The organism is Bacillota bacterium (assembly GCA_030019365.1).
Classification (GTDB): domain Bacteria; phylum Bacillota; class Sulfobacillia; order JACIYH01; family JACIYH01; genus JACIYH01.
Genome location: JASEFA010000004.1, coordinates 61,854 through 77,353 on the forward strand (window position 1 = coordinate 61,854; position 15,500 = coordinate 77,353).

General features: G+C 66.8%; 15 protein-coding genes and 1 pseudogene. 13 read left to right on the forward strand and 3 right to left on the reverse strand.

From position 1 onward, the window contains the following. Positions 1-135 precede the first annotated feature (135 nt). The 3 genes from QME70_08195 (at position 136) to QME70_08205 (ending at position 3,776) form a co-directional block, all read left to right on the forward strand. Entirely contained in the window at positions 136-1,722 is a 1,587-nt protein-coding gene (locus tag QME70_08195; GenBank protein MDI6894573.1) for a Mu transposase C-terminal domain-containing protein, read from the forward strand. 5 nt (positions 1,723-1,727) lie between these two features. Next, positions 1,728-2,528 carry an AAA family ATPase gene (locus tag QME70_08200; protein ID MDI6894574.1) on the forward strand — a complete coding sequence of 267 codons (801 nt, stop codon included), beginning with the start codon at positions 1,728-1,730 and terminating at the stop codon, positions 2,526-2,528. A 321-nt stretch (positions 2,529-2,849) separates the two neighbouring features. Then, on the forward strand, positions 2,850-3,776 hold the full coding sequence (locus QME70_08205; GenBank protein ID MDI6894575.1) for a helix-turn-helix domain-containing protein: 927 nt from the start codon (positions 2,850-2,852) through the stop codon (positions 3,774-3,776). Between the two features lie 12 nt (positions 3,777-3,788). On the opposite strand, the gene QME70_08210 is transcribed toward QME70_08205, so the two are convergent. Continuing rightward, complete coding sequence (locus QME70_08210; protein MDI6894576.1) at positions 3,789-4,127, reverse strand: ATP-binding protein; 339 nt, start codon at positions 4,125-4,127, stop codon at positions 3,789-3,791. Between the two features lie 82 nt (positions 4,128-4,209). Next, positions 4,210-4,980, reverse strand: a pseudogene (locus tag QME70_08215) (IS21 family transposase). A 331-nt stretch (positions 4,981-5,311) separates the two neighbouring features. On the opposite strand from QME70_08215, the gene QME70_08220 reads away from it, so the two are divergent. The 5 genes from QME70_08220 to eda all read left to right on the forward strand — a co-directional run bounded on the left by QME70_08220 (position 5,312) and on the right by eda (position 7,619). Further along, a complete protein-coding gene (locus QME70_08220) occupies positions 5,312-5,599 on the forward strand; it encodes a hypothetical protein (protein MDI6894577.1) in 288 nt (95 codons plus the stop codon). Between the two features lie 50 nt (positions 5,600-5,649). Continuing rightward, entirely contained in the window at positions 5,650-5,832 is a 183-nt protein-coding gene (locus QME70_08225) for a hypothetical protein (protein ID MDI6894578.1), read from the forward strand. Positions 5,833-6,050: 218 nt separating this feature from the next. Then, on the forward strand, positions 6,051-6,281 hold the full coding sequence (locus tag QME70_08230) for a type II toxin-antitoxin system HicB family antitoxin (GenBank protein MDI6894579.1): 231 nt from the start codon (positions 6,051-6,053) through the stop codon (positions 6,279-6,281). After that, entirely contained in the window at positions 6,278-6,505 is a 228-nt protein-coding gene (locus QME70_08235; protein ID MDI6894580.1) for a type II toxin-antitoxin system HicA family toxin, read from the forward strand. The genes QME70_08230 and QME70_08235 overlap by 4 nt, the downstream gene beginning before the upstream one ends. 463 nt (positions 6,506-6,968) lie before the next feature. Next, positions 6,969-7,619, forward strand: a complete 651-nt coding sequence (gene eda, locus QME70_08240; protein MDI6894581.1) for a bifunctional 4-hydroxy-2-oxoglutarate aldolase/2-dehydro-3-deoxy-phosphogluconate aldolase — start codon at positions 6,969-6,971, stop codon at positions 7,617-7,619. A 115-nt stretch (positions 7,620-7,734) separates the two neighbouring features. Here eda and QME70_08245 read toward each other — a convergent pair whose 3' ends face one another. Beyond that, positions 7,735-8,901, reverse strand: a complete 1,167-nt coding sequence (locus tag QME70_08245; protein MDI6894582.1) for an FAD-binding oxidoreductase — start codon at positions 8,899-8,901, stop codon at positions 7,735-7,737. 282 nt (positions 8,902-9,183) lie between these two features. On the opposite strand from QME70_08245, the gene QME70_08250 reads away from it, so the two are divergent. From QME70_08250 to infB, 5 genes are all read left to right on the forward strand, one after another. Next, positions 9,184-10,164: an SDR family oxidoreductase gene (locus QME70_08250; GenBank protein ID MDI6894583.1), complete on the forward strand. Its 981-nt coding sequence runs from the start codon at positions 9,184-9,186 to the stop codon at positions 10,162-10,164. A gap of 316 nt (positions 10,165-10,480) precedes the next feature. Continuing rightward, the gene (rimP, locus tag QME70_08255) at positions 10,481-10,942 is read left to right on the forward strand and encodes a ribosome maturation factor RimP (protein ID MDI6894584.1); all 462 of its coding nucleotides are present in this window, start codon (positions 10,481-10,483) and stop codon (positions 10,940-10,942) included. A gap of 12 nt (positions 10,943-10,954) precedes the next feature. Continuing rightward, a complete protein-coding gene (gene nusA / locus QME70_08260; protein ID MDI6894585.1) occupies positions 10,955-12,001 on the forward strand; it encodes a transcription termination factor NusA in 1,047 nt (348 codons plus the stop codon). A gap of 17 nt (positions 12,002-12,018) precedes the next feature. Further along, the gene (locus tag QME70_08265) at positions 12,019-12,294 is read left to right on the forward strand and encodes a YlxR family protein (GenBank protein ID MDI6894586.1); all 276 of its coding nucleotides are present in this window, start codon (positions 12,019-12,021) and stop codon (positions 12,292-12,294) included. 16 nt (positions 12,295-12,310) lie between these two features. Beyond that, positions 12,311-15,484 (forward strand): translation initiation factor IF-2, encoded by a 3,174-nt coding sequence (gene infB / locus QME70_08270; GenBank protein MDI6894587.1) that lies wholly within the window; start codon positions 12,311-12,313, stop codon positions 15,482-15,484. The last annotated feature ends 16 nt before the right edge of the window (positions 15,485-15,500 follow it).

A 15,500-nucleotide genomic window follows, 5' to 3' on the forward strand; every position in this document is an offset into this window, starting at 1 on the left:
GTGGTTCCCGTACCGGAACCAGGAAGACATTCGCCGTGCGGAAACCCCCCTTTGGGGCGCCCGTGTCCCACCAAACCTGAAGTTTTCGGCTACCGGCCCCCGGTGGTAGGCTCGGGACCGGGAGGCACCGGAGGGGTGGACGACGAGGAACGCAGGGTGGAAGTGGCCCTGTTCCGCTACGGTTGCATCGCGGAGCTCTTGCAGAGGAAGCTCCCCCGGGGCGAGCAGGCCCGCATCTTAGAGCGCCTGGCCGCCCAGGAGTGGGAGGGACCCGGCGGGGAGAAGGTGCGACTCTCCGTCTCCACGCTCAAATCCTGGCTGGCCCGCTACCGCAAGGGGGGCTTCGAGGCCTTGAAGCCCAAACCCCGGGAGGACCGGGGCAGGCCGCGGGCGCTGGACCCCGCCCTCATCGAGCGGGCCGCAAAGCTCAAGCGGGAGCTCCCCGCCCGCTCCGTCACCCAGGTCATCCGCATGCTTGAGGCATCCGGGGTAGCCAAAGGGTCAGTCTCCCGGGCCACCCTGCACCGGCACCTGCGCGCCCTGGGCCTCACCCGCAGGCAGCCGGGGTCGCGCCGGGTCTACCAGCGCTTCGAGCGGGAGGAGCCCGGGGAACTGTGGCAGATCGACCAGGCCGACGGCATCTTCCTCCCCGACCCCAGGCGGCCGGGGAAGTTCCGCAAGACCGTGTTGTTCCTCGTCATCGACGACCACAGCCGCTACTGCCCCCACGCCCAGTTCTACCCGGACGGCAAGATGCCGCGCCTTGAGCACTGCATGCGCCAGGCCCTGGCCAAGGCCGGCATCCCGCAGGCCATCTACGTGGACCGGGCCAGCATCCACGTCTCCCGGCACTTCCGCGCCGCCTGCGCCGCGCTGGGCATCCGGGTCATCCTGGGCCGCAGGAGGAATCCGGCCGCGCGCGGGAAGGTCGAACGGTTCAACCAGACCGCGCAGAACGAGGTCTACCCGGAGCTGCGCCTTTTGGTGGCCCGGGAAGAGGTCAAGACGGTGGAGGAGGCCAACGCCTACTTTTGGGCGTGGCTGGAGGAGGACTACCACCGAAGGCCCCACTCGGAGACGGGCGAGCCTCCCCGGGACCGCTACTTCCGCAAGCCGCCCCGACTGCCCGACCCCGTGGCCCTGGCCAACCTCTTCCTCACGCGGGAGACGCGCACGGTGCGGAAGGACGCCACCATCCGCATCGGGGGCAACCGCTACCAGGTGGACCCCGAACTCAGAGACCGGAAAAAGGTCGAGGTGCGCTACGACCCCTTCGACCTCACCCGGGTGGAGGTGTGGGTGGACGGCCGCTTCTACCAGGTGGCGGTCCCCCTGGTCCTCAACAAAACCTCCCTTTCCCGCAGCACGGAGACCGCCCCGGCACCCACCCAGCTCAGCATGAGCTACCTCAAGCTCCTGCGCGCCCAGCACGACCGCCGCCTCGCCGAGGAAGTCGAGCGCCTGCGCTTTTCCGACTTGCCCAAAAACCCGCTTCCCGGGGGCACGGGCGGAGTGGCCCCGTTCCTTGCCCTGCTGCACCTGGGCCTGGGCCGCGACCTCACCGAGGCCGAAACCCACGAGGCCCGCGAGTTCTGGGCCACCTACGGCCCCCTGGACCTGAAGCTCTGCCGGGAGGCCCTGGAACGGGCCTGCCGCGACCTGGGCACCGGGCGGCACATCTCGAGCTACCTTGAGGAAATCAGGAAACGGGCACGGAGGTGAGCACCGTGTACGAGAGCTTCTTCGGCTTCACCCGCACGCCATTTGGCCGGGACCTTCCCCCGGACCAGCTCTTTCCCTCCCAGGACCACCTGGAGGCGCTCGCCCGGCTGAACTGGGCCGTCATGCAGCGTGGCATGGCCCTCCTCACCGGGGACGTGGGCTCGGGCAAGTCCACCTGCCTGCGGGCCCTGCGCGCCGCCCTGGACCCCATCAGGTCACGCTGGCTGTATCTGCCCAACCCCCTCCTTCCCGCCCGCGGGCTGTACCGCCAGCTCCTCCTGGCCCTGGGGGTAGAGCCCCGGTATCACAAGTCGGACACCGTCAACCAGCTCGCCGGGACCCTGTGGTCGGTGTTCGAGCAGGGCAAGACCCCGGTGGTGGTCATCGACGACGCCCACCTCCTCCCGGAGGCTACCCTGCAGGAACTCAGGCTGCTCACCAACTTCGACATGGACAGCGCCTGCCCCATGGCGCTCATCCTCGTCGGCCAGACCCCCCTGCGGGACAGGCTCCGGCTCTCCTGCTACGACCACATCACCCAGCGGCTCACCGTGCGGTACCACATGCGCGGGCTCACCGCCCCGGAGACCAGGGAGTACATCGCCCACCACCTAAAGGCCGCCGGGCGTACCTCGCCCCTCTTCACACCGGAGGCCATCGAGGAAATCTTCCAGTACGCCCGCGGCATCCCCAGGCGGGTCAACCACGTGTGCGCCAATTCCCTGCTCGCCGCCTTCATCGAGCAGAAGGAGCTGGTCGACCAAAAGCTGGTACTACGGGTGATCCAGGACCTAAACGGCAACTGAACTCGGATCGGCAGCTGCCCTTCCCCTGGGGCAGCCTTCTTCGTGGCCCGAAAAAGTTATCTCAATCCGAGACAAGCCGGTCAAAACAATGTGAGACGGCACACCATGACCAGGGGGCCCGCTCTTACAGGAAAGAGCCTTCTGTCTGGCCTTTTGCGGTGCGCAAGGTGTGGCCGTAAGCTGCACGTCACCTATACGGGGGCCAATGGCAACGTGGTCCGCTATGCGTGCAACAGCGCATCAGTGAACCACGGTGCGGAACGGTGCATCTCCTTCGGGGGGCTAGCGGTTGACCGGGCCGTTGAACGTGAGTTACTGAAGGTGGTTGAACCTGCGGCGGTCCAGGCAGCCCTGGATGCGCTGGCCGAGCTCGAGGCCTCACGCGACGAAAGGCGCGCTGCCCTGGAACTTGCCTTGCGGCAGCCCCGGTATGAGGCGGACCGGGCACGGCGGCAGTACGATGCGGTGGAGCCGGAGAACCGCTTGGTGGCCTCAGAGCTTGAGCGACGCTGGAATGCGGCTCTTGAGGAAGTGAGGCGGCTCGAGGAAGAACTCTGCCGTCTGCTCCCATCGGATGCGAACCTGAGTGAGGACGAGCGAGAGGAACTTCTTTCCCTCTCCGAGGACCTGCAGAGCGTTTGGAACAATCCTCTTACAGACATGCGTACGAAGAAGCGCCTGGTGCGGACGGTGATCGAGGAGATCATCGCTGACGTGGACGAGGAGAGGGCTGTGGTAGAGTTGGTGATCCGCTGGGCGGGCGGGTACCATACCCGGCTCCTCGTAAAGAAGAACCGCACCGGCGAGCACCGCTTCCGGACGGACCGGAAAGCGGTCGAGGTGGTGCGCGAGTTGGCCAAGGTGACCCGTGACCGGGACATCGCGGCCATCCTGAACCGGCTGGGGATAAAAACGGGCAAGGGTAACACCTGGACCGAGGCCAGGGTGAGATCTCTCCGGAACGAGCACGGGATACCGGTGTTTACAGACGACGGAGAAAACCCAAAGTGGCTCACGATGAAGGATGCTGCCTCCCTCCTGGGGGTCAGCCCGACGTCAGTGCATCGGCTCATTCTGGAGGGAGTACTCCCCGCCAGGCAGGTAGTACCTTGCGCGCCCTGGATGATCGAAAAACACTCGTTGGAATCGGAAGCGGTTAGGCAGGCGGTGGCAGGCATCAAACAGGGCGGGAAACGTCCGCTACCACACCACCCCGATCAGCAAAAGCTAGATTTGAAGCCGATGTAGCGAGGTGGTGCATCATGTCGTGGGATCGGTTGGGCCCACGATTATGACCCCCTGGTGAGCCCGGATCCAATTGCCCGTGGCCAGGCTCCGCATGACCGCGCGGTCAAGGCCGCGGGGCACCTGGTAGTCGATGTCCTCCATGCACGCGGGCAGCCTCAGCTTGGCCGCCTTCAGCAACCTGGCCAGGCGCCGGTCCTGCCTGGAACTCCATTCGCGATCCACCAGCAGGCCGAAGCGCTCCTCGAAGGAAAGACCCTGCACGTCGGGTTCCTGTGCCTGGGCCAGGAAGGCCTCCGCCATCCCGTCAAGCCGCATCTCCCGCAGCCTGGCAACCGTCTGCTGGTCAAGCATGCGATGACCCCTCCCCGCTGTAGTACGAGGGGCCCCGCAGGTTGGGGTGCTCCCCAACCGCCCGAGCCTCCGGCGGGGACTCGAGCGGTAACCTGTCCAGCTTGTTCTCCAGGATCGACTTCACACTCCGGTAAGAGATGGCGCCGGTGGCCAGGGCCCTTCTTGAGGCGGCCTCCAGCCGCTCCTCGCCGTAGCGCTTGCCCAACCGCATGATCCCCAGGCAGGACCGGTAGCCCTGCTCGGGGTGGGGCTTGGACTCCATGATCCTCCGCACCAGCCGCCCCGTGTTCTCGCCCGCCTTCTCAGCCCATCGGACAAGGCGATCCGGGGTCCACTCGAGATGCTCCCGGTGGGAATGCGGGCGGTGCTCGGGATCGGTCACGAACTGCCCCTTGCGGTAGCTGCGCGGGTGGCTGGCCACGCGGCGCCCCTTGTGCAGGACCTCCACCGTGGTGGCCGTGTAGCGCACCTCCACCTGCTCCCTGATGAGCCCGTGAGGGACGCTGTAGTAATTGCCTTCCACCTCCACGTGGTAGTCGATGTTCACCCGGGCCTTCTTCCACTGGGCGAACTCGTACCTCTGCGGCGGCAGGGGTTTGAGGGCCGCCTTCTCCACCGTCTCGTACAGGGTGCGGCGGCTCCCCTCCATCTTCTGAAACGGCGCGTCGTTGAGCTTTTCGAGCAGTTCCCTGATCGCCTGGTTCACCTCCGCCAGGCTGAAGAAGGTGCGGTGGCGCAGGGCGGCCAGGATCCACCGCTCCACCACCTGCACCCCCGCCTCCACCTTGGCCCGGTCGCGGGGGTGCTTGGGCCGGGCGGGGATCACCACAGCCCCGTAGTGCTCCGCCATCTCAGCTTATCCCGACGTCAAGATAACAGGAGTTCGTCGAGTACTTTGGGTCGGACGTGGTGGTTGTGCCGCCGGGGGTGGTCGCCGAGACACTGGGGTCTTTCTTGGAGTGGTGGAACCTGCGGCTGCTCGAAGGGATGTCCGCTGAGGAGCGGCGGCGGGCCCTGGCGCAGGGGACTCGGCCCCGCACGAGGGTCCCGGAGGGATTGCTGGACTGCGAGACGGTGGGGATCGTGATGGATCCTGAGGAGGGATTGAACTTTTACGCCGAGTTGGCAGGTTCCTTGAGGTATTCGCCAAGCCGGAATCGTTCAGCGCCCAAGAGCGGCGCGACGTGGTGATGCGGTACCTCTGGAGCAACAGCATCTCGCCGCTGCCCTTCCGCAAGGTGGTGGAGAGGTATCCGGAGAATGCCCGGCTGGTGTTCGGTGAGATTTTCGGGAAGGACGCCTGGGACAACGAAAAGGACCTGGCTTCCCTGATGCGCAAGTACAAGGGGGTCTTTCTGAAGCGGAAGCCGCTGCCCGGCTTCATTCCGGTTGCCGCTGATGCCGTCGGCGGTGTAGCGGCCAAGCGGGTTCCGCCGTCCAGGCCTCGTCGGCGGGCAGGACCGCGGAGATGAAGAGCCGCGGAGACAGTGTGGGACTACCCGGAGGCACGGAGGTCAGGGGCGTGAACCCGGTCCTGCGCGTCCTCATAGAGGTGGTGGCGGAGGCCCAGATTAGGCGGCGCGATCCGCCCGAGGCGGAGGAGATCCTGGTTTCGCTGCTGGGCCCCGGTGGGGGTGCGAATGCGGAGACGAGGCAGGTGGCAGGGAAACTGTTGGCCGAGATCCGAAGCGGTACCACCGGCTAGTAATGTGATGACCCCGGGTGGGAGGGGTAAGCAGGGGAGGACCCCGAACTCTGGTGTGCCCGGGGTGGTGCCCTGTCTCCCGGGGGGAAGCTCCTGCGAAGAACCGCACTGTGCCAGGTAGGAGGCCATGGCAGCTCTCGGGCCGGCAGGTACTTGTTTGATGGGGCTCTCTTGAGCGCAGAAACCGGTGTGATACACTACGAGGTGAGGTGAGCCTTTTGAAGGCGAGGTTCAAGGTTCTGCTGGAATGGAACGAGGAAGGCGGAGGTTACACGGTAACGGTGCCAGCGTTGCCGGGGTGCTTGTCCGAGGGGGATACGGTTGAGGAAGCCCTTGGCAATATCCGGGAGGCGATTGAGGGGTATCTTGAAGCACTCAGGAAGCAGGGCAGAGCGGTACCTTCAGAAGACGTACGTCTCCTGATAGGCGAGGTGGAGGTTGCGGTATGACGAGGCTGCCCCGCGTCTCCGGCAAGGACGTGGTGCGAGCGTTACAGCGGGGCGGGTTCAGACTGGTGCACGTTCGTGGCAGTCACCACTACCTTGAGCCTCCAGGCGGAGGTTTGCTGGTTACTGTGCCAGTCCACGGTAGTCGGGTGCTGAAGCCCAAGACCATGAAGAGCATTTTGGATCAAGCCGGGCTGACGGCAGACGAACTGGCGAGGCTGCTTTGAGCGTTCATTTACCGACGTCCAGGGTGGTTGCGGCGTCGAGAATGAGCGGTCGGGCGGCCTGATAAGGCCATGACCTTGCGTCTGATAACGTTGCCGGCGTGTTCCCCTCCCTGGCGGGGAGGCTGGGGCGAGCCGGCTTCGAGCCGAGCGTTCTGGACAACTCCATGGCGGCACGCCCCTGCGCCTGCGGGGGCGTTCACTGTTGTTGGGGTGGAATACGGCCTCCGTGCGTGCAGATGCGCCACCGAAAGGAGGTGGGGCTGCACATTTGTACCACCGCGGGTAGGGATGTCCTTCAGCTCGGTCGCAGCAGGCGTGTCCATCGGGGTGTTGTCGCGCTGCGCTGTATTATGCAGGTTGGCTGAGGGCGGCGATTACCGCTCGATCGAGCGGTCCACGAAGAAATGAGGTAGGGTCGGTCAGCGCTGACTGGGGAGGGAATTGTTACTTGGGAAGGACAGAAGTGAGCGAACGTGTAGCGGCAGCCGGAATCATAGCCGTGTTGCGCCGAATCCCTGAGGAGTGCTTGCCTTCGGTCATCGAGGCCTTGGCCCTGGGGGGAGTGCGCATGTGCGAGATAACATGGGACGACGATCGGGCTCCCCGCCTGCTGGAGAAGGCGCTGGAGATCTCAAGCGCGGACTTTCTCTGGGGGATGGGAACCGTGACTGCGGTCAAACAGGCTCGCCGCGCCGTGGAGACTGGCGCGTGCTTCATCGTTTCGCCTGTCTTCGTCCCGGAAGTGGTTCATGCCTGCCTGGACATGGGCGTTACGTCCATTCCCGGTGCCTTTTCGCCCAGCGAGGTTCATGCTGCCTGGAAAACTGGCGGGGATTTGATCAAGGTTTTCCCTGCTTGCGTGCTGGGCCCCCGTTATTTCCACGAACTGCAGGGGCCCATGCCCGGTATCCCTTTGGTTGCCGTGGGGGGCGTAGATGTTTCGAATGCGGCAGCGTTCTTGCAAGCTGGCGCCCGGGCTGTGGCAGCCGGGGGCAAGCTTATCCCCCAAGATGCGGTTCGGCAGGGGCAATGGGAACGCATCACGGATACTGCAAGGCGGTTCGTCGCCGCCGTCCGGGAGGGAAAGGCTCTTGCTTGCAGTGGTGAGGGATAAAGCCCGTTGCATGATCTGCCGGAGATGGTCGGCCGTGACCCGAAGCGCACGCCTGCGAGGCGAACCGGACCGGGTAGGCCAGGAGCGGCGAGACCTTGGCGTGCAGCCGGGCCAATTATATGACCGCTTCTTCCACGATCAGTCTCCCGGTGGTGAACCTGGCCGGGCTCAGTTCGGAAAGGTCGACCGTGCGGTATTCACCCCATATGATTAGTTCGGCGAGACCCCTGCCGGCCGCCGGTCCCTGCATCAATCCGTGGCCGGAGAACCCGTTTATCAAGTAAAGCCCGGGTAGCTCCGGATGGCAGCCGATGATGGCGTTGTGGTCGATGGGGTTTTCGTCGTAAAGGCCGGCCCATCCGTTTTCCAGGCGGAGCGTATCGAAGCACGGCACCCTCGTGGCCAGGGCGGGCCATATCTCGTCCACGAATGCGGAGCGATCCCATGTCGCGTCGAAAGTCACGGTGTCGCTCGAAGTGGCGCCTCCGACGACGATGAGCCCTCCCGTCTCGCTGCGGAAGTGCACGCCTGTCATGTCCACCACCATGGGGAACTCACGCCCGGCGGCGGCCGGCACTCGACAAACGTACACCTGGCGGCGCCACGGCCGGACAGGCAGCTCCACCCCCGCCAGGCGAGCCAGTTCTCCCGCCCAAGCACCTGCTGCATTTACCACGGTGCGGGTGGCAATGGTGCGCACCGTCGTCCGCACTGACTTTGCGCCTGCCGCATCCCGCTCGATGGCGACCGCTTCCTCATATATGCACTCCGCGCCGAGGTGCCGTGCTTTTGCCTCGAACCCCTGGAGGACGGCGTAGGGGTCCAGGTATCCGTCTCGCGGGCAGAATGCGGCCCCCACCACTCCTTCGAGGTCCAGTTCGGGCACCAGTTCCTTTGCCTGTTGGGGAGTGAGCAGCGTGGCCTCTACGCCGAGGCGGGCCTGCAGTTCGTGACGCCGCAGGAATGCCGGCCAGGTCTTTTCGCTCGCGAGGAAAAGATATCCCCTCTGGCGGAGGCAGATGTCCGGCCGGCCGTCGGGCGTCTCCATGAGTTCAGCGAAGCTCTCGTAGAACGAGACCGAGTGGCGGACGATGCGGATGTTGATTTCGGTACCGAATTGCTGGCGAAAACCCCCTAACGCCAGGCAGGTAGAGGCGTGGCGGCGCAGGTGGTCCCGCTCCATGACCACCACGCGGCCCCGTAATCCGCCCACCAGCAGGTTGTAGGCGGTGCACCAGCCCATGATGCCGCCGCCCACGATTACGACGTCCGCAGTTTCCACCATAGCCCACTCCCTTCCCGGCTGCCCGCCCGGGGGTGAACGGCGGGTCGCATTTTCGCGTGACCGCGGATACCGGCCTGCAGGTTGGTTCGACAGCAGGTTCGTACGGTTCCTGCCGGCCTTCCCGGCAGCATGAGGTTCAATTGTGATGCAAGGTTATCCCTTGGCGCACCGCAGCATGCGCGCCCTGGTGCAAATCACTGGTTCTGCTTGGCGAAACGAGAGTGCCAGAGGTACAATGCTTACGCACCCTGCGGGGGACCGTCAAAGGGGGTTTGTTTGGTGGTTGTGGTCACGGGTGCCACGGGTCACATCGGCAACACGCTGGTGCGGGCTTTGCTGGCCAGGGGGGAGGAGGTGCGGTGTCTGGTCCTGCCCGGTGAGGACCTGCGCTCCCTGGAGGGATTGGACGTGGAGTTGAGCGAGGGGGATGTGCGGCACCGGGAGGTGTTGGACCGTGTTTTCCGCGGGGCCCGGGTCGTGTACCACCTGGCCTCGGTCATTGCCCTTCTGCCCCGATACGCCCGTGTCCTGTATGAGGTCAACGTGCGGGGCACGTGCAACGTCGTGCAAGCATGTCTGGCGTGCGGAGTGGAGCGGCTGGTCTACACCAGCTCCATACATGCCCTGGCGGAACCGCCCGAGGGGGTGACCATCGACGAGAGCGCGCCGCCTGATCCGGACCGGATACCTTCGCATTACGGGAAGTCGAAGGCCCTGGCCACACGGGAAGTCCTGGAGGGGATCAAGAGGGGCCTGGATGCCGTGGTGGTGAGTCCCACGGGTGTCATCGGGCCGTACGATTTCCGGCCTTCGGATATGGGCCGGCTGATCCTCGACTTCATGAGACGGCGACTGTGGGCGTACGTGGAGGGTGCCTATGACTTCGTAGACGTACGGGACGTGGCCGAGGGCCACCTGGCAGCCTGCGCGCAGGGGGGCCGGGGAGAGAACTACATCCTCTCGGGGGAGCGCATCACGGTGCGGCAGATGATGGAGTGGCTGGCGGAGATAACGGGGGTACCGGCGCCGCGGCTGTGTCTTCCAACCTGGGGCGCCCGAGTGGTGGCGGACGTTTCTTCCCTGTGGGCGGCGGTGATAGGAGGAGGGCTGCGGATCACCCGGGAGTCGCTCTACGTGTTGAGCAGTAACTCTCACGTCTCGCACGCCAAGGCCACGCGGGAGTTGGGGTACCGCCCGCGTCCGCTCCGGGAGAGCCTGGCTGACACGGTGGACTGGTTTCGCGAGGCAGGACGGGCGTAGACAGCATCACCCCGAGACCGGCCCGAGAGATTGGGTACGGGGCGGGCTTTCCAAACGGGGGTTCCCGGTGTGCAGCACTGGGCGCGGTGTGGGCAGGGGCGGTGTGGGCTGGTTGCGGGGGCCGGGCGGATGTGCTATACTGCCAGTGGTGTAGTGCGGTCGCCTGGGCGCCGATGGATCTCCGGGCGCTGCTGAGTGGGTTTCACGACCCACTCTTTGCGCGTATCGGCGCAGGTGCCCAAAGCGGGTAGGTCGGGGGTCGGCCGCTCCTGCGGCAGGCCCAGTTTTTTGGGGGGCCTGAGCGGAGGTGAGCGGCGTGAAGCGAGGGGAGCTGGAGGCTGAGGTGGCAGGCATGGCCCGCCAGGTCGCGGCCCCCATGGGGCTGTCCGTGGTGGATGTGGAGTTTTCCCCGCGGGGGAGACGGTCGCTGCTGCGGGTGATCCTGGATAGGCCCGGGGGTATCCTGCTCGACGAGTGCGCGCGGGTGAGCGAGGAGCTGAGCCACATGCTGGACGCGGCCGACCTCATCCCGGGGACCTACGTCCTCGAGGTGTCTTCGCCCGGGCTGGACCGGGTGCTGCGCCGGGATGAGGAGTTCGCCATCTTCCGGGGGCGCCGGGTGGCCGTGCACACCTACGCACCGGTGCAGGGGCAGAAGCGCCTGGAAGGCACGCTCCTGGGCCTGGAGGAAGACGGGGTTCATCTGGAAATGGACGGACAGGAGGTGCTGGTCCCCCGCCAGCAGGTAGCCAGGGTGCACCTGGTGGCAGAGATCTGAGGAGGGCCCGATGTGAACGGTGAACTGGTGACTGCGCTTGAGCAACTCGAGAGAGAACGTGGGGTTCCCAAGGAAAAGCTGACCGAGGCCATAGAGGCGGCTCTCATCTCCGCTTACCGGCGGAACTTCGGCGCCGGGCAAAACGTAAGGGTGGAAGTGGATCCCCGTACCGGGGCTATCAGGGTTTTTGCCCGCCGTCAGGTGGTGGAAGACGTGGCCGACCCCCGCCAGGAAGTAGCCCTGGAGGAGGCTCGCGCCAGCGATCCCGCCTACGGGGTGGGCGACGTCATTGAGCACGAGGTGACTCCCCGCGAGTTCGGCCGCATCGCTGCCCAGACCGCCAAGCAGGTGGTGCTGCAGAAGATCAGAGAGGCGGAGCGGGGGCTGATTTACGAGGAGTTTGCCAGCCGCGAGGGCGACATCGTGACGGGCATCGTGCACCGGCACGAGTACCGCAACGTGATGATCGACCTCGGGCGTACCGAGGGCATGTTGCCCCCTTCGGAGCAGATACCGGGAGAGGTTTACCGCCAGGGCGACCGGCTCAAGTGCTACGTACTGGAAGTGCGCAAGACCACCAGGGGGCCCCAGATCATCCTTTCCCGCACCCACCCCGGTCTGCTGAAGAGGTTGTTCGAGCTGGAGGTTCCCGAGATCCACGACGGCATCGTGGACATCAAGGGAATGGCGCGGGAGCCCGGCTCCCGCTCCAAGGTGGCCGTGTACACCCGTGACCCGGACGTCGACGCCATCGGTGCCTGCGTGGGGCCCAAGGGCATGCGGGTGCAGGCCATCGTCAATGAGCTGAAGGGGGAGAAGCTGGACATCATCCGCTGGGACGTGGACCCGGAGATTTACGTGGCCAATGCCCTCAGCCCGGCCCGGGCCATCCGGGTGTACTGCGATGAAGAGACGCGGGTGGCGCGCGTCATCGTCCCCGACTTCCAGCTTTCCCTTGCCATCGGCCGCGAGGGGCAGAACGCCCGCCTGGCCGCCAAGCTCACCGGGTGGAAGGTGGACATCAAGGGCGAGTCCCAGGCTCAGGGGGTGAGCGAGTGAAGCGCCGCCACGTCCCCATGCGCATGTGCGTGGGTTGCCAGGAGATGAAGCCGAAGCGGGATATGGTGCGCATAGTACGCACCCCCGAAGGCGAGGTGCTGGTGGATCCCACGGGCAAGAAGTCGGGGCGGGGGGTGTACGTCTGCCCCGACCACGGGTGTGTGGAGAAGGCGGTGAAGACCAGGAGGTTGGAGAAGGCCCTGGGCAGAGAGATGTCCCCGGAGGTGCTGGAGACCGTGCGCCTGAAGGTGCGCGAGAGCCCCGGTGCCGCTTCAGGATGCCTGCCCCATTGATTTCGGAGGTGTGTGGATGCGAGTTTATGAGCTGGCCAAACAACTGAATGTGGATTCCAAGATAATCCTGAATGTCCTCCAACATCTGGATATAGACGCCCGCAATCACATGAGCACCATGGATGAAGCCACCACTCAGCTGGTGACGGACATCATCGAGGGTCGCGTGCCCCTTGAGCGCAAGGATAGGCCCAGGCCCAAGGCACCCAAGCCCAAACCGGGACCGCGGGTGGTGGCGGCTCCCCCGCCCCCCGAGCCCAAAGTGGTGGCGGTGGGTCCCCAGCGGGGCAGGGGCAGGCGCGCAGGGCGCCCCGCCGATGAAGGCGCGGCTCCTGCGGGCGGGCAGTGGGAGATTGCGCCGGGAGCGGCCGTCCGTCCTGTCTTTCGTCAGGCCCCGGCGGCAACCGCTCCCGCGGTCCCGCCCACCGGCGTTCGCCCGTTGCAGGGCACGGCACCGCGGCCTGCGGCGGGACCGGTCGCCAGACCGGCGGGAGCGCCGGCCGGACCGGCTGCGCCTGCCGCCCCCGCCCCTAAGGTGGGGGCAGCGCAGGCCCCGGCTGCGAGGGCACCGGAGACTGCAGCCCCTGGTCGGCCCGTCGAAGCTCCCGCCCGTGCCGCCGAACCGGCGGCGCCCGCGGAGACAGGAGCACGGCCTGCGGCAGAGGCCCCCACCCGGCCTGCGGCGGAGACGCCGGCGCGTCCTGCGGCGGAGGCACCAGCTCGGCCCCGGGCAGAGACAGCGGCTCGACCTGCGGCCAAAGCCCCGGCGGCGGGGACGGTACCTGCTCGCGAAGAGGCGGCGCGGCCGGCCGAGGCGAGGGTGGCTCCTGCGGAGCGGGCGGCGCCGGGCGAGACGCCAGCGCGTGCCGTTCCCGAGCGCCAGCCGGATGCCGTGGTGCGGCCGGTCGCTCCCTCGTGGCGGCAGGGTGCCGGTACCCCGGTGCGCACGCGGGAAGGGGAGCGGAGGCCGTACGAGCGGGCTCCCGAAAGGCGTGAAGGTGGACCTGCACCGGCCTGGGGTCGCCCCGGGGCTGCTCCAGGTCGTCCGGGTGGTGCTCCAGGTCGTCCGGGTGGTGCTCCAGGTCGCCCTGGCGGTGGGCCTGGTTGGGCCGGAGGAGGACCCGGCCGGCCGGGAGGTCCGGGCCGTCCGGGAGCAGGTCCGGGCCGGCCGGGAGCAGGTCCGGGCCGGCCGGGCGGGATGGGTCGTCCCGGGGCAGGGCCGGGCCGGCCCGGCGGGGGGATGCGGCCCGGATACCGGGGGGCGCCGGCTCCCGCTGTGGCCCCGGGCAAGCCTGCGGCCAAGCCGGGGAAGAAGGCGCCTCCGCGCCGGGTGGAGCCCTGGCAACGCCAGGAGGAAGAAGAAGGCGTACGCCGTCTCAGTCATTATCGCCGCCCCGCGCCGGCCCGGGTGGAGCGCCGGCCGGTGGTGGCCAGGAAGGTGACCGTACGCGGTCCTCTTACCGTCAAGGATCTGGCTGAGAAGCTGAACGTACCGGCGGCAGACGTGATCAAGAAGCTGCTGGGGATGGGTGTGCTGGCCACCATCAACCAGGAGCTGGACCGCGAAACCGCCATGATCGTGGCCACCGAGTTCGGAGCCGAGGTCAAGGAGCCCGAAGTCACCCAGGAGCAGCTCCTGGTGGAAGATCGGCAAGTAGAAGAACCCGAGGACGAGGCCCTGCTCAGGCCCCGTCCTCCCGTGGTCACGGTGATGGGCCACGTGGACCACGGTAAGACGTCCCTCCTGGACGCCATCCGCCACACCCGCGTCACGGATCAAGAGGCCGGTGGGATCACCCAGCACATCGGCGCCTACACGGTGGAGTGGAGCGACCGCCGGGTGGTATTCGTCGACACCCCCGGCCACGAGGCCTTCACCGCCATGCGCGCGCGGGGGGCTAAGGTGACCGATATCGCCGTGCTGGTGGTGGCGGCCGACGACGGCGTCATGCCTCAGACGGTGGAAGCCATCAGTCACGCCCGGGCGGCCGGAGTGCCCATCGTGGTGGCCATCAACAAGATCGACCGGGGCGACGCCCGCCCCGACCGGGTGAAGCAGCAGCTCTCCGAGCATGGTCTCATCCCGGAGGACTGGGGCGGGGACACGGTGATGGTCCCCGTGTCTGCCCGTACCGGCGAGAACCTGGAACGGCTGCTCGAGATGATCCTGCTGGTGGCGGACATGCAGGAAGTCAAGGCCAACCCCGACCGTCCCGCCCGCGGCACCATCATCGAAGCCAAGCTGGACCGGGGCCGGGGACCGGTGGGCACGGTCATCGTGCAGGCAGGTACCCTGCGCGCCGGTGACGCCTTCGTGGCGGGACTGACCTGGGGCAAGGTTAGGGCCATGAGCGACGACCGGGGACGGCAGGTCAAGGAGGCCGGACCGTCCATGCCGGTAGAGGTGATCGGCTTCGAGGAGGTGCCCCTGGCGGGGGACATCCTGCGGGTGGTACCGGACGAGCACATGGCCCGCAGCGTGGCGGAGCAGCGCCAGCTGCGCCACCGCACGGAGGAGCAGCAGGCGCGCCGGGTGGGCCTGGAAGACTTCATGCGCCAGGCGAAGGCGGGCGAGGTACGGGAGCTGCGTCTGGTGATCAAGGCTGACGTGCAGGGCTCTGTGGAGGCCCTGCGCCAGGCTCTCGGGAAGCTGGAGCATCCCGAGGTACGGGTGGTAATCCTGCACGAGGGCGTGGGGGCCATCTCCGAGTCGGATATCATGCTGGCCTTCGCCTCCGGTGCCATCGTGATCGGGTTCAACGTCCGTCCGGATGTGAATGCCCGCCGGGCGGCCGAGCAGGTAGGCGTGGAGGTCCGCACCTACCGCATCATATATGAACTGCTGGACGAAGTGCGGGCAGCCATGCGGGGTCTGCTCAAGCCCACCCTGCGGGAGGTGTCCCTGGGCCGGGCCCAGGTGCGGGCTACCTTCCACGTGCCCAGGGTGGGGAACGTAGCCGGGTGTTACGTCACCGAAGGCAAGGTGCTGCGCGGTGCCCAGGTGCGGGTGGTGCGCGACGGCACCGTGGTGCACGAGGGCCGCATCGACTCCCTCAGGCGCTTCAAGGAAGACGCCCGCGAGGTTCCCGCCGGCATGGAGTGCGGCATCTTCATCGAGCGCTTCCAGGACGTCAAGGAAGGGGACGAGCTGGAAGTGTATACGGTCGAAGAGGTCCGTCCCGAGCTGTAACCGGCGCGGGGGTGAG

What these genes read in the sequence shown, in the direction of transcription:
- QME70_08210 (MDI6894576.1), bottom strand. Translation starts at nt 4,127, where the DNA reads ATGCTTGACCAGCAGACGGTTGCCAGGCTGCGGGAGATGCGGCTTGAC.
- QME70_08235 (MDI6894580.1), top strand. Translation starts at nt 6,278, where the DNA reads ATGACGAGGCTGCCCCGCGTCTCCGGCAAGGACGTGGTGCGAGCGTTA.
- QME70_08265 (MDI6894586.1), top strand. Translation starts at nt 12,019, where the DNA reads ATGCGCATGTGCGTGGGTTGCCAGGAGATGAAGCCGAAGCGGGATATG.
- infB (MDI6894587.1), top strand. Translation starts at nt 12,311, where the DNA reads ATGCGAGTTTATGAGCTGGCCAAACAACTGAATGTGGATTCCAAGATA.